This is a genomic window from Paenibacillus sp. FSL M7-0896 (genome assembly GCF_037975415.1).
In the GTDB taxonomy this organism is placed as follows: Bacteria; Bacillota; Bacilli; order Paenibacillales; family Paenibacillaceae; genus Paenibacillus_AQ; species Paenibacillus_AQ silagei.
Genome location: NZ_CP150250.1, coordinates 4500525 through 4513980 on the forward strand (window position 1 = coordinate 4500525; position 13456 = coordinate 4513980).

Consider the following 13456-nt stretch of genomic DNA (forward strand, 5'->3'; position numbering starts at 1 on the left):
TGCCTCTACTCCGCTCTAAAGTCTGCCTTCGTGCTTGCCCTCATGCTTCTCCCAGCCCATCGTGCGCGATACAGCATCCTGCCAGGCACCGTATCTGCGTTCCCGCTCCTCCGGCTCCATCTGCGGCGAGAAAACCTTCTCGGCCGTATTGAAGCTCTCCAGCTGCTCACGGGTCCATACCCCGGAGGTTAGTCCGGCTAGCAGCGCAGCGCCAAGTGCTGTAGTCTCCGCGTAGGTTGTACGTGTCACTTCGCTGCCCAGAATATCGGCCTGGAACTGCATCAGCAGATTGTTGCGCACCGCACCGCCGTCTACCCTCAGGCCGGTGAGCGGCATGCCGGCATCCTTCTGCATCGCGTCGATGACATCGCGGGACTGGAAGGCCAGTGATTCCAGCGTCGCCCGTACCAGATGTGCGGAGGTGGTGCCACGCGTCAAGCCGAATATGGCGCCCCGCGCATACATATCCCAGTAAGGCGCACCCAGGCCGGTAAAGGCTGGCACTACCACAACCCCCTCACTCTCGTCCACCTCGCTGGCCTTCTCTTCCGAGTCGGCGGGCGCGACAATTAGCCCCAGCCCCTCCTGCAGCCACTGCACAGCCGCTCCAGCCACGAAGACACTGCCTTCCAGTGCATAATAGAGCTCATCGCCCATGCCCCAGGCTACCGTGGTCAATAGGCCATGACTGGATGCCACAGCTTCAGTGCCTGTATTCATAAGGATGAAGCAGCCTGTCCCATAGGTGTTCTTGGCACTGCCTGCCTCCAGACAGGTATGACCAAAGAGCGCTGCCTGCTGGTCCCCCAGCACCGACCGGATAGGAATCTCCAGACCGAACCACTGCTGATCACAGACACCGAAATCACCGCCCGACATCCTCACCTCCGGCAAAATCGACGACGGAATACGCAGCGTGTCCATCAGCTCTTCATCCCACTGGCGCTCATGCAGGTTATACATCATCGTTCTTGAAGCATTAGTAACGTCTGTAGCGTGTACCGCACCCCCGGTCAGCTTCCAGATCAGCCAGGTGTCTATCGTTCCCGCCAGGAGCTCTCCCTTGCCTGCACGCTCTCTTGCTCCCGGTACATGATCCAGAATCCATGCCAGCTTGGTCGCCGAGAAATACGCATCGATGACAAGCCCCGTCTTGTCCGCAATGACTCCGGCCATCCCGCGTGACTTCAGCTCCTCACATTGGTCTGCTGTCCGCCGGTCCTGCCAGACAATTGCCGGATAGATCGGTTCACCTGTAATTTTATCCCAGATAAGTGCAGTCTCCCGCTGGTTGGTAATGCCGATAGCCGTGATGTGATCAGCCGGTACAGAGCTTGCTGCAATGGCATCTCTGGCTGCGGCAAGCTGGCTCTCCCAGATCTGCTCCGGGTCATGCTCCACCCAGCCCGGGCGGGGAAAGGATTGCCGGATCTCATATTGCCCCTGCGAGATCACTTCCGCCTCTGTATCAAAGAGAATTGCCCGTGAGCTGGTAGTACCTTGGTCCAAGGATAAGATCATAATGCCCAGCCTCCTGCAAGCCTTAGCTTGAAATATATGTTTCACGATGAACAATATTAATGTGGTGATTTCAACAAAAAGCACCTCTGCTCTCAGAGGCGCTGTCATGCATGGTCTTGGTTTACTGTTTTTCGACAGGAAGCCGCAGGGTAAATGTGGTGCCTTCTCCCAGCTTGCTGGAGGCATAAATGCTGCCGTGATGCGATTCGACGATATTCTTCACAATAGCAAGACCAAGCCCGGTACCGCCCGTCTCCCCGCGCAAGCGGGCTTTATCCGCTTTGTAGAAGCGTTCGAAGATAAACGGCAGATCCTCGGGGTTAATGCCTGCCCCCTGGTCTCTGATCGCGATCTCCACCAGACTCCTGCCCTCCAGCACTACTGTGCCTGCCAGAATAGAGATTCTCCGGTCCGCCGGAGTGTGCCGGAAGGCATTATCCAGCAGATTGGTCAGCACCTGCTCCAGCTTGTCTTCATCGGCTGCCGCCAGCAGCAGTTCCTGTTCAGGCTTCTTAAGCTCCAGCATGATATCCCGCTCCTTGGCTCTGACGGAGAACTTGCGGTATACCCGCTCCAGCAATTCTCCTACATCCACCCTGGCCTTCAGCATATCCGTATGTCCTGCTTCCATGCGCGCCAGGTCCAGCAGATCCTTCACCAGACGGCCCATACGCAAGGATTCATCATGAATGACCTGAACCAGCTCACTGCTCTCCTCCGGAGAGGAAGCCATTCCGTCTAGTAGTGCTTCACTGTACCCCTGCATCATGGATAGCGGGGTGCGGATCTCATGGGATACATTGGCCACGAAATCACGCCGCATCTTCTCCAGACGTACCTCTTCGGTCACATCCCGCAGCACGGCAACAGCTCCGCGCAGATGATCTTCGGAATAGAGCGGTGCCATGTGCACCGACCATACCCCCTGCCGGACATGGACATTGGAGCGTTGATCGCCCCCGCCCTCAAGGGTGCTGAAGAACAGCGGACGCAGCGGCGGCGGCACCTCACTGGAAGCGGAGGCCTTCGGAAGTAAGCCGTTATCCTCTTCTTCCTCCCAGGCAAGATCACTCCAGGTTTCGAGGAGGGTCTGGCCATGCGGATTGGTGAGGATGATCCGGCCTTCGATATCGAAGGTGATTACCGCATCGCTCATGCTTCGCAGAACACTGGATAAATGCCCTTTTTCATTATTCAGACTGCGTATATTCTCTTCCAGCTCTTCCGCCATGTGGTTAAACGATGTGGCGAGCTGGCCGATCTCATCGCTTGTGACCAGGGTCAGTCTTGTTCCATACTCGCCGCGGCGGATGTCATTCGCTGCCTCAATAACCTGCTGCATCGGCTGGGTGATCTTCGTGAACAGGAACAGGGCAAAGAAGGTGGTCAAAGAGAACCCGATCATGCATGTATACATGAACAAGCGCTTGATTGCCCCGGAATTGGTGAAATTACTGTCGATGTAAGGCAGCAGGAACAGCCCGAGTGTAATGAGCACGACAGCAACCAGAAAGATGATCGTGATCCACAGCTTACCGACAAGGCTTCTCCAGAAGTTCACTTATTTAGGCACCTCTAGCTTATAGCCTACTCCCCATACCGTTGTAATCATCGCTGCCGATTCCGGGGATACCTTATTCAGTTTTTCACGCAGTCGCTTGACATGGGTATCCACGGTGCGCAGATCTCCGAAGAACTCATAATTCCATACATCCTTCAGCAGCTCCTCACGTGAGAACACCTTGTCCGGTGAGATGGCCAGATAATGCAGCAGCTCGTATTCCTTGGGCGTCAGACTTACCTCTTGGCCCCCTGCGCTTACGCGGTGTGCATCATGCTCAATAATCAGGAACGGGAACACGATATTGTTGCTTGAATTACTCTCTTTGGACAAAAATGCCGTTGCTGAAGAACGGCGCATGATCGCCTTGACCCGGTAGATCACCTCGCGCGGACTGAACGGCTTGACGACATAATCGTCTGCCCCCATCTCAAAGCCCTGCACCCGGTTAATCTCCTCACCCTTAGCGGTAAGCATCAGGACCGGTGTGGACTTCACCCCTCTTAGCCGGGTCAGCACTTCAATCCCGTCAATACCCGGCAGCATCACATCCAGCAGAATCAGACCGTAGTCATTGGCGGTTGCTTTGCGCAGGGCGATTTCCCCGTCCTCCGCCTCATCAATCTCGTAGCCTTCTTTTTCAAGATACATTTTGAGCAGGCGGCGGATACGTTCTTCGTCATCCACCACCAGAATTCTATTCAAGTGCTCAGCCATTTACACAACAACCCCTTCATCAATTACAGTAGAACGTCACCCTGGATCATACGCATGCCCGAAAGAAGCCTGAGCTTATCAGTCCGTTCCCGCATATGAATGAAGTCCGGCGATAACCAGGTTAACGCCGACCAGGGTAAACATTACGATTAGAAAGCCGAGTACAGCGAGCCAAGCGGATTTGCGTCCCTGCCAGCCGCGGGCCAGCCGCAAATGGAGATACGCACTGTAGAACAGCCAGGTGACGAGAGCCCAGACTTCCTTGGGGTCCCACCCCCAAAATCTGCCCCAAGCCACCTCGGCCCATATCATTGCAAAAATCAAAGCCCCCAGTGTGAAAATCGGAAACCCGATGGCGATTGCCCTGTAGGTAATCTCATCCAGGTCATTCTCGTCAATTCCATCAAGTACCGGATGAAGAGCCTTCCCTAGCGGCTTACGCACGGCCAGCCGAAGAAGCCCATACAGGAGCAGTCCGGACAGCAGTGACCAGATCACAGTGTTGAACTTGCGCCCTGCATTGACGCCATTCATCCAGGATGGTGCTTGAAACAAAGGCTTCTGAAGCCCAAGAAACGGCTGGAAGCTCTCAATTTCGCTATGGTACGGTGCCACAATCGGCGGCATTTTATAACTCACTTTCTCTATTGTACTATCTTCCTGCCCGGGGCTGTCAATCGTAACGTTCGAACGGACAAAAACAGATTCATAGCCCGCACCGCGGAAGGCAAATACAGATCCAAGAAACCCAATTATAACAATGATCGAGAACAGAGTAAATTCGACCAGCCGCTGCTGCTTGCGGTCACTGCGTTCCTTGCTGTCAAACTTCACTGTCCGCAGCAGATACATCAGCCCGGCGGCAAAGCCAACCGCGAAGAAGGATTCTCCGAGGGCAGCGAGCGTGACATGAATATTCAGATAGATCGATTTGAGCGAAGGAATGAGCGGCTGCACTTCCTGCGGAAATACCGCAGCATAGGCCATCACCACAATGGAGATTGGAACCGCGAATACCCCAAGAATCATCTTGCGGTAAATGGCGAAGATCACCGTAAAAGCCACCATCACCATCATGGATAGGAAAGTCATGAACTCATACATGTTACTTACCGGAATATGACCGGCCCCCATCCAGCGGGTAATGAAGTAAGCCAGATGGCAGAGCAGCCCGAGTGAGGAGGTGATAAAAGCGATCCGGCCCCACCGTGCCGTATGCTCCTCCGGCTTCCTGCCTGACCACTTGCGGCCCATAATGGCAATGGTGAACAACATGAAGGCACCGCTGTACAAGAAAAATGCGGCTATAAAGACGTCACTGCTGAAATCGAGCAAGCTCATGCCATGCCTCCTCCGTTGTCCAATGATTTGTCATCGACTGTCATGTCTACCTGCTCCAGAATAGAAACGAGCTCACGGCGGAAGCCGAACCAGTTCTTGTTCGTATGGCCTCCAAGCACCAGCTGTCCGCCCTCAACGATCAGCCAGATGCGTCTGTGCTGCCAATAGAAGCCGAGAATCAGCCCCAGCATGACAATAGCCGCCCCAATCCAGACGAACGGCATCGCCCGGTCCACACGTATATTGAGATAGGTGGTGGATTCCGAGAAATCCACATCCGTCATACTGCCGACCTCAAGCTCCAGAAACCGGGTGCCGCCTCCAAGCTTGTCGTTGATGGCCTCCTGTTGGAAGCGCTCCTTGTCCACCTGCTTCGGGAAATAGAAATATTGCTGCCCCTCTGCCGGCAGATCCGGACCACGGATCAGGAAGAGAAACGCCGGAGCGTTCGGATAAGGGGAGGTGGAGACCGGACGGCCTTCCTCATTCAATCCGAAATCCATATATTTCTCCTTCAGTTCAAGCGTGTACGGTCCCGCCTTGAAGCTGCGCTGCGGATTCTTCATATCCAGTCTGAACTTGCCGTAGCTCTCGCCGGTTGAAGCATTCACAAGATCAGGCTGCACGGAACGCAGCACAGGCGTAAGATCATAGTCAAACTGATACGCTTTCATTCCTTGGTAGCTTAGCGGAGAATTCACCTGAATGTCGTGCCTGGCCACTTCCGCAAGCTGAGGCTCCTTGGAGGGATCGCTGCAGTCTGCCGTACATTCATATAGAACCGCCTTCGTCTCATAGAGCTTAGGGAGAACCTTCTTGCCCCGGAATTCCTCGGGCATCTCTTCTTCACTATAGAATTCTACCGTGAATTTCTCGTTCTTCAGGTACATGCTGGTGTCCGGTATCTTTACGGTCTCTCCCTGCGGGAAGGCAAGATGCTGATCCATATTCAGACCCGGCAATCCCCTGGCAAGCACAGCAAGCAAAAATATAATCAGGCCGATATGTATTACATAAGGTCCCCAGCGGCTGAAACGGTGTTTCTCGGCCAGTAAAGCGCCGCCCTCCGTCCGCACGCGGTATCCTTTCTTCTTAAGCGGCTGAACGATCCGTGCCACCCATTCCTCCGGCTCCCCCTCCACCTCTGTATTCAGCGTAAGCTTTTGACGGGTAAGGAACTGGCGGTGCTTGCGGATCTTCTGCCGGGTTAGTGCCTTGTAGAGCGGAAGCACGCGGTCCAGGCTGCAGATGACCAGAGAAGCTCCGATCATAACCAGCAGTGTCACGAACCACCAGGATTCATAGGTATGCGAAAGGCCGAGTCTATAATATATATTCCCGGCTGTTCCATACGTTTGTTCATAATAGGTTGAAGCGTCAATATTCAGAAAGGTGCTCTCTTGCGGAAATATCGTACCTAGCATCGCACCCAGCAGCGTCAGCACAATCAGGTAGATGGCTATTTTGACGGAGGAAAAAAAGTTCCAGACCTTGTCGATCACTCCCGGACTTACCTTTTGTGAACGGCGGGCCACCCCGTCGTAGCGCATCTCCAGGTTCCCCGAAGCGTTCTCTTCCTTCTCATCCAGCGGCTTGCCGCAGGCTTCACAGAGTACCGTTCCTACAGGATTCTGGTGACCGCATTCGCATTTGGTGTTGCTGATCAGCGGCTCATGCTTACTCATGGTCCCACCAGCTTCCCGATTTGCTCGTCAAGCGAGCTCAGATCCAGCTGGCCGATATGAATGCTGTCCACCCTGCCCTTCGTATTAATGAAGAAGGTAGTGGGCAGCGGGGAGACCCCGTAGCTGCGGACCGCGTCGCGTCCCTTATCCATTACAACCGGAAAATCAATATCCACGAGCTTCACGAAATTGTCCACCGTCATCTGATCCTCGCCCACATTCACGCCCAAGACCACGACACCCTGGTCCTTCCATTTCTCCCACTGTGCCTGGAGGGCAGGCATTTCCTTCACGCATGGTGCGCACCAGGATCCCCAGAAGTTCAGTACAACCGACTTCCCTCTGAATTCCTCCAGCGTATGGGTCGCACCGTCCAGCCCAAGCAATTCAAAATTTGGCGCTTTCCCGCCTTCTTGAGGCTTGCCGTCTCCCCCGAACACAGAGGAGCTGATGGCATAACCCCCAAGCAGAACAATTAGAAATAGTATCACGATTTGGATTGGCTTCCTGGCTTTGCCCATACAGGGGTACCCCCTTCTGTGACGCAACTCATTACTTTAGTTGTAAGGTGTGAACATCCTATGAACATTATAACGAATATTGTCACAGTTTTAGGAGGGGAAATTGTGAACTTTATGTGTCTTTGCGTGTCTGATTATCCCGAAGCATTCCCGCTTTGGCAATTTGCTGCAGATGATTGATCTCATCCTTGGTCAAATGGCGGTAAGAGCCGCGCTTGAGATTCTGGAGCAGGATATCCCCGAAGGAAATCCGCTTCAGACGGATAACCGGATGCGACACCGCCTCGAACATCCGCCGGACCTGGCGGTTCCGGCCTTCATGGATGGTGATGCTGATTACCGCTTCTTTATTGGCTTCATCAATATCCTTGTATTCGACTTCCGCTGGAGCGGTCATGCCGTCTTCCAGCTTAATGCCGGCTTTCAGCTTGTCCAGCGCTGTACCATGCGGCACACCCTTGACCGTAGCCAGATACGTCTTCGGCACATGATGCTTCGGATGCGTGAGCAGGTTGGCAAACTCACCGTCATTCGTCAGCAGCAGCAGCCCTTCCGTATCGTAGTCCAAGCGGCCTACAGGGTATACGCGCTCTGTGATTCCTTTCAGGTAATCCGTTACTACCTTGCGGCCCTTGTCATCCGAGGCGCTTGTAATTACACCTTTGGGCTTGTTGAACATAATATAGATTTTATTCTCGCCCCGGATCAGTCTGCCCGAGACTTTAATAATATCGGTTGCGGGGTCCGCCTTTGTGCCAAGCGTAGTTACGAGTTCCCCGTTGACTTCCACTTTACCGGCCAAAATCATTTCTTCACATTTGCGTCTGGACGCAACACCTGCTTGCGCCAATATTTTCTGTAATCTTTCCATTTTCGACTACTCACCTCAGGTTAATGATAACCATCGGAGGCATAAATCACAAGATCATTCCATGGAAAAAATGCTCCGGGGCAAGTTTCACTATGCGGCTCCACCGTAAGCGGCGACATTTCATAGCGCCCGGACAGCTCCAGTATAAGCTTCCCCGCCGCAAACAGCTGCTGCTGGCGCTCCGGCAGCTGGGGCAGCTGCTCCGCCTCCCCGTAGTTGCCTTCGAGGCAAATATGAATATGCTCCGGGTCTGTCAGCAGCGGCGCCGCATAGACCGAGCCGTTCAGCCCGACCCAGAAGTCGAAGCCTTTGCCGTTAATAGACGGACAGCGGGAATGATGCAGAATAAAGCCTTTGTAGTCCACCCTTTGTCGTCCTCCCTCCGTATTGCTGAAATAGCATATGAAGTGGGGGGGCGGGCGGTGAGGACTGTTTGTTAAAATGTTTGGGGAGCGGGGCCGAAGAGAATAAAAGCGTTGACTAATCGTAACTCCGGGGAATGTTTGGTCTTCCGGCCGCTGTTAAAGTTGGATTTCTTTGATTAGACTGCCCTGCGGCAGTAGAAATCCAACTTTAAAGGCGGACGCTAGCGCTCCTACAGTTCCAAAATTCCTCTCCGTTACTCCATCAACGCAGGGGCAAACCTAATAAAAAACAGTCCTCACCTCCCGGAAGGGGGTGAGGACTGTAGGGCAAGCGGCAAGCGGCTGCGGGGCAGCGCTTGGGGACCACCACACCACCACCACCGGCTGCGGGGCAGCGCTTGGGATCTTCAACCTTCTAGGACCCGCCTTGGGTTCTGGGGGTCTGCCTGGAATAATCAGGTGCATTAATACCCTTCATTCGCTCATCTGGCCGACTTTTGTTGGAATCTCCTGAAGGCAAACAATTGGAAAAACGTATCGTAATTTATGAGTTTCGGGGAAATTGTCTGAAGCAAATGGAAAAAGGGCATTTAATTTGTTTAATTTCACTACTTTGGCGAGAATACGTTTAATTAAGCAGCATTTTTCCAACTGCTGTCTCCATGATGCTTATTCGCCTAGCAGCAAGTGGAGAAAATCCATCTATCTATCAATCTATCTCCTCCACTCGCGCCCCGCTACCCAAACACCAGCAGACAAACAGCAATCGCAGCAATGAAGCCGACGACGTCCGAGAACAGGCCCACCTTCAAGGCATAGCGGCCGTTACGGATGCCTACAGCGCCGAAATAGACAGTCAGCACATACAGAGTGGTGTCTGTGCTGCCCTGTATAGTAGAAGCGATCATACCGATGAGAGAGTCCGGGCCGTGGACGCGGATCAGGTCTGTAGTATAGGCGAGTGATCCAGTGCCCGTCAGCGGGCGCAGGAGAACGAGTGGAAGCACCTCTGACGGAATACCCAGTCCCTCCATCAGAGGGCTTACAAAGCCCATCAGGAAGTCCAGCGCACCGGACGCGCGGAACACACTGATCGCCACCAGCATGCCGACCAGATGGGGGATAATGGCAATGGCGGTACCGAAGCCGTCCTTCGCCCCCTCCACGAAAGATTCATAGACTGGAACCTTGCGCGTGAAGGCATACAGCGGAATAAAGGTAACCATGACCGGAATCGCCCAGGCAGAGATCAGACTGATCAGTTGTAACACGGACGGTCACCCTTTCACCGAAGAATGTGGGAGCGCCCCGCTCCCGTTTGCCGGGCCGGTACCGGCGTTCAGGACCGGCGGCGGTCCGGGCGGCCTGCGGAGCAGGGTGAGGCGGCGGAACAGCCTGTCCGCAGCAATCGCCGCCAGGGTAGCCACTGCCGTCGCCGCCAGGGTGGTCCCGACGATGGCCGCCGGGTCCGCCGATCCGTAATTCAGCCGGATCGCGATCAGAGTCGCCGGAATTAGAGTGATGCTGGCAGTGTTCAGCGCAAGCAGCGTACACATGGCCGGCGTTGCGGTCTCCTTATCCGGGTTCAGCGTCTGCAGCTCCTGCATCGCCTTGATGCCCATCGGAGTGGCCGCATTCCCAAGACCCAGCAGGTTGGCGCTCATATTGGAGAGAATGTAGCCGATCGCGGGATGCCCTTTGGGCACATCCGGGAACAGAAAGGAGACTACGGGACCCAGCACTTTGGAGATTTTTTTCAGCAGGTCGGCATCCTCCGCAATCCGCATAATGCCCAGCCAGAACACCAGCACACTGATCAGCCCGAAGCTGACGGTCACCCCGCTCTTCGCGCCATCGAATACGGCGGCCGTGAACTCGTTCATCCGTCCGTTAACTGCCGCAAAGCAAAATCCGATCAGGATCATTCCGAGCCAGATTCCATTTAACATACCTACCCCTCCCCCGGTTCATTCTGAATACTGTTTGTCTATCTACCCGTTATTCCCCCGTGCGGAACAACGCCCGCAGCGCACTGCCGAAGGCCTGCAGCCAGTTGCCCGCCGGATAGGCGGAGGCACTCGCAGCGTTATATTTTTTCTCATACGGTGAGGTCTCCGGCGGGAGCTGGCCAGGCGTGTACACCGGTACCCGCCCGATCTCCTTATCTCCCAGCTGCAAAATAATCACACCCCTGAGCCCGAAGTTAACATCGCCCTCACTCCCGTTGGCATTCGCGCTTGCCCTGCCCGCACCTGCACTTACACTGGAGCCTGCAGCTGTACTCCCCGTTCCCGCAGCATTGCCACCCGCAGAGGCCTGCGGAGCTGCACTAAGCACCAGCTTGTTGACGAGCCTTGCTTCCTCCCCCTGACCAAGCGGATATGCGAAGGCCTTGCCGGTCACCAGACTGTAGCCTTTGACGGCCTCGCCCCGCCCGACCAGCGTCTTCAGAGGATAATGGTTGAAGCCGAAGTCCAGCAGTGAGGCATGGTCGTTCCAGTCATTGCCGTCGTTCAGCGTAACCGCCACGAGTTGCTGCCCGTCCCTTGTAGCGGAGCTAACCAGGCAGCGCAGCGCTTTTTTGGTATACCCCGTCTTCACCCCGTCCGCTCCTTCGTAGAGGCGCAGCATCTTATTTTTGTTGCTCCATTTATAGTCCCATTTCTCATAGGGATTGTCCGCCGTCTTCTCTTTGGTAGCTACGATCTCCTTGAATACCGGGTTATGCATCGCATATGCGGTCAATACGGCCAGATCATTCGCGCTGGAAAAGTGGCCTTCTGCATCTAATCCATGCGGATTGGCAAAATGCGTATTTTTCAAATTCAGCTCCTGCGCCTTGGCGTTCATCAGGTAGACGAACCCCTGCTCCGAACCGCCGACATGCTCGGCAATTGCAGTTGCCGCATCGTTGCCGGAGCGCAGCATCAGCCCATACAGCATATCCTTCAGCGTCATTTCCTCGCCCAGCTTCAGGTACAGGGAGGAGCCCTCCTTGGCAAAAGCATTTTTGCCGACCTTGACCTTCGACGTTATGTCGCCGTTCTCTATCGCCACAAGGGCGGTCATAATTTTGGTCAGACTGGCAATCAGCATCGGCTCATCCCCGCGGCTGCTGTACAGAATTCTTCCGGATGTCACATCAATCAGCGCCGCCGCCCTCGCATGCGTGGAGATCGAAAGGTTCTCCGCCCGGACAGCAGACAGCGGCACCAGCGCAAGCAGCAGCACACACAACAGTAAGGACAGCATAGATTTTCGGGTTAGTGTCTTCATGTTCATCCTCCGGCTTCTTATCCGTTCCTTACGCAACGGTTCATCAGTCTTGCCTGGTTGTACAAGTGTATGCGGGGCATGGGGCAGGTATGTCCTATCCTCCAGCATCCGGCAAAAAAGGGATACCACCCGCTAAGGTGATATCCCTGCTAATTTGTCATTTCCCTGTATCCTAATGTGTTGACGAATGGTCAGACGAGCCGGTCCCGGTCTCCACAACGGTTTTGGTTACCTTGGAACCGGGAATATCTGAAGCTTCGGGAACCATGCCGGGCTGGAACATATTCTGAATTTTGTCGAGCAGGTTAGGCGTGGCATCAATAATTTTCTCGAACAGATGGGTCTGATTATCCAGCGGCACAATATGTACCCCTTCCCTGCCAACGACCAGAAAAGCGATTGGACGAATAGACACGCCGCCCCCGCTGCCGCCCCCGAAGGGTAGCATTTTGACACCGGACCCGCTGCTGTTCACGCCCGGACCATCATCCTCCACCCTGAAATCACTACCGCCGGCTGCGAAGCCGAACGTCACCTTGCTAATCGGCAGAATGACGGTGCCATCGGGCGTTTCAACCGGATCTCCTACAATTGTATTTACATCAACCATGCCTTTAATATTTTCCATTGCGGTCTGCATGAGACCTTGAATCGGATGATCTGACATTGTTTGTCTCCTCCTCGTGTGTATATAAATGTACCTGCAGTATTTATCTTGCCCACTATAGATTGGAGTATGTAGATTATTTAGGAACGTTCACGGCTGAGCAATCTCTTCCACCGGCCTAGACCGCCTTCCACCTTCGACACACGCCGCAGCAGGAGAAGCCCCGCATAGAGCGCATATCCGGCGGACAGCTTGCCGCTGCAGACGGCTTCCGTTGCAAAAGACGGCTGATCCCGGAAGACAGGTGCCACAAATATTCCCGGCTTATGCACCAGTCTGACCATGCGGGAGAGTACGCCAATCATCGTCCACTTCAGTCCCCATAAGGCCCCCACCGCCGTGGCAGTCGTTGCAGCCTCCCCCAGAGAGAAGTCCGTGGACCAGTCCAGCTTGGTGATCTGAATATGTGACAGGGTATCTTTAAGCCATTTTTTCAGACCGCGGGTGGCATGTAACGCAGTGCGTACATCCTTTAGCCATTGCGTCACAGATTCTTTATCGACCTGCCCTTCCTTCTCGCTATCCAGCTTCACTGGTGCGATTCCGCTTGTCTCCACCTTGAGCTTAATACCTTGTTCAAGGCTCTGGAAGACCAGCGCAGGCACCTCATAATGAAATTTAACGAGGCCATATACAGCTTTGATGTCGAATTCGATGCGGTCATCCTTACCCAGCCTGCGGACACGAAAGTGAAAATGAATCGATGACGCCAGAACCAGCAGGAACAGCAGAACTACGAGCAGCAGCAGGATTAAGGGTATTGCCAGCCATAACGTCACACGGTTAACCTCCAAGCAGACTTTAGAATAATAAACATGGAGCCTCTGGATTAGTATGGCAATTACGGCTGGATAACATTCGGTGATTTCGCAAACTTCTCCATTTTTTATGAAAAAAAATGCCGCTGTCCCCGAAGGGACAACGGCATCTC

13 protein-coding genes are annotated in these 13456 nt (G+C 54.2%); all 13 read right to left on the reverse strand.

Translation table 11 applies throughout. The features are described 5' to 3' along the window. Nucleotides 1-15 precede the first annotated feature (15 nt). Nucleotides 16-1521, reverse strand: coding sequence for a glycerol kinase GlpK (glpK, locus tag MKY12_RS19505; protein WP_339249379.1), 1506 nt, complete (start codon nucleotides 1519-1521; stop codon nucleotides 16-18). A 121-nt stretch (nucleotides 1522-1642) separates the two neighbouring features. After that, nucleotides 1643-3082 carry an ATP-binding protein gene (locus tag MKY12_RS19510; RefSeq protein WP_036727358.1) on the reverse strand — a complete coding sequence of 480 codons (1440 nt, stop codon included), beginning with the start codon at nucleotides 3080-3082 and terminating at the stop codon, nucleotides 1643-1645. Further along, on the reverse strand, nucleotides 3083-3799 hold the full coding sequence (locus MKY12_RS19515; RefSeq protein WP_036727360.1) for a response regulator transcription factor: 717 nt from the start codon (nucleotides 3797-3799) through the stop codon (nucleotides 3083-3085). It lies immediately after the preceding gene. A 78-nt stretch (nucleotides 3800-3877) separates the two neighbouring features. Then, nucleotides 3878-5140 carry a cytochrome c biogenesis protein CcsA gene (gene ccsA, locus MKY12_RS19520; RefSeq protein WP_209870053.1) on the reverse strand — a complete coding sequence of 421 codons (1263 nt, stop codon included), beginning with the start codon at nucleotides 5138-5140 and terminating at the stop codon, nucleotides 3878-3880. Continuing rightward, nucleotides 5137-6825 (reverse strand): cytochrome c biogenesis protein ResB, encoded by a 1689-nt coding sequence (locus MKY12_RS19525; RefSeq protein WP_339310403.1) that lies wholly within the window; start codon nucleotides 6823-6825, stop codon nucleotides 5137-5139. The genes ccsA and MKY12_RS19525 overlap by 4 nt, the downstream gene beginning before the upstream one ends. Further along, a complete protein-coding gene (resA, locus tag MKY12_RS19530; RefSeq protein WP_339310405.1) occupies nucleotides 6822-7346 on the reverse strand; it encodes a thiol-disulfide oxidoreductase ResA in 525 nt (174 codons plus the stop codon). Before resA ends, MKY12_RS19525 begins: the two co-directional genes overlap by 4 nt. Nucleotides 7347-7458: 112 nt before the next feature. Beyond that, entirely contained in the window at nucleotides 7459-8217 is a 759-nt protein-coding gene (locus MKY12_RS19535; protein ID WP_036727368.1) for a pseudouridine synthase, read from the reverse strand. 20 nt (nucleotides 8218-8237) lie between these two features. Continuing rightward, nucleotides 8238-8582 carry a hypothetical protein gene (locus tag MKY12_RS19540; protein ID WP_036727370.1) on the reverse strand — a complete coding sequence of 115 codons (345 nt, stop codon included), beginning with the start codon at nucleotides 8580-8582 and terminating at the stop codon, nucleotides 8238-8240. A 737-nt stretch (nucleotides 8583-9319) separates the two neighbouring features. Continuing rightward, on the reverse strand, nucleotides 9320-9853 hold the full coding sequence (locus MKY12_RS19545) for a spore maturation protein (RefSeq protein WP_339310407.1): 534 nt from the start codon (nucleotides 9851-9853) through the stop codon (nucleotides 9320-9322). Nucleotides 9854-9859: 6 nt separating this feature from the next. Next, nucleotides 9860-10531: a nucleoside recognition domain-containing protein gene (locus tag MKY12_RS19550; protein ID WP_339310409.1), complete on the reverse strand. Its 672-nt coding sequence runs from the start codon at nucleotides 10529-10531 to the stop codon at nucleotides 9860-9862. Nucleotides 10532-10580: 49 nt separating this feature from the next. Further along, on the reverse strand, nucleotides 10581-11864 hold the full coding sequence (locus MKY12_RS19555) for a D-alanyl-D-alanine carboxypeptidase family protein (protein WP_339310410.1): 1284 nt from the start codon (nucleotides 11862-11864) through the stop codon (nucleotides 10581-10583). 166 nt (nucleotides 11865-12030) lie between these two features. Further along, on the reverse strand, nucleotides 12031-12525 hold the full coding sequence (gene ytfJ, locus MKY12_RS19560) for a GerW family sporulation protein (protein ID WP_036727374.1): 495 nt from the start codon (nucleotides 12523-12525) through the stop codon (nucleotides 12031-12033). An 80-nt stretch (nucleotides 12526-12605) separates the two neighbouring features. Next, nucleotides 12606-13304: a DUF2953 domain-containing protein gene (locus tag MKY12_RS19565; protein WP_339310412.1), complete on the reverse strand. Its 699-nt coding sequence runs from the start codon at nucleotides 13302-13304 to the stop codon at nucleotides 12606-12608. Nucleotides 13305-13456: the final 152 nt, after the last annotated feature.

Coding starts and splice junctions, on each gene's coding strand:
- glpK (WP_339249379.1), bottom strand. CDS start 1,521: ATGATCTTATCCTTGGACCAAGGTACTACCAGCTCACGGGCAATTCTC.
- MKY12_RS19515 (WP_036727360.1), bottom strand. CDS start 3,799: ATGGCTGAGCACTTGAATAGAATTCTGGTGGTGGATGACGAAGAACGT.
- ccsA (WP_209870053.1), bottom strand. CDS start 5,140: ATGAGCTTGCTCGATTTCAGCAGTGACGTCTTTATAGCCGCATTTTTC.
- MKY12_RS19525 (WP_339310403.1), bottom strand. CDS start 6,825: ATGAGTAAGCATGAGCCGCTGATCAGCAACACCAAATGCGAATGCGGT.
- resA (WP_339310405.1), bottom strand. CDS start 7,346: ATGGGCAAAGCCAGGAAGCCAATCCAAATCGTGATACTATTTCTAATT.
- MKY12_RS19535 (WP_036727368.1), bottom strand. CDS start 8,217: ATGGAAAGATTACAGAAAATATTGGCGCAAGCAGGTGTTGCGTCCAGA.
- MKY12_RS19550 (WP_339310409.1), bottom strand. CDS start 10,531: ATGTTAAATGGAATCTGGCTCGGAATGATCCTGATCGGATTTTGCTTT.
- MKY12_RS19555 (WP_339310410.1), bottom strand. CDS start 11,864: ATGAACATGAAGACACTAACCCGAAAATCTATGCTGTCCTTACTGTTG.
- ytfJ (WP_036727374.1), bottom strand. CDS start 12,525: ATGTCAGATCATCCGATTCAAGGTCTCATGCAGACCGCAATGGAAAAT.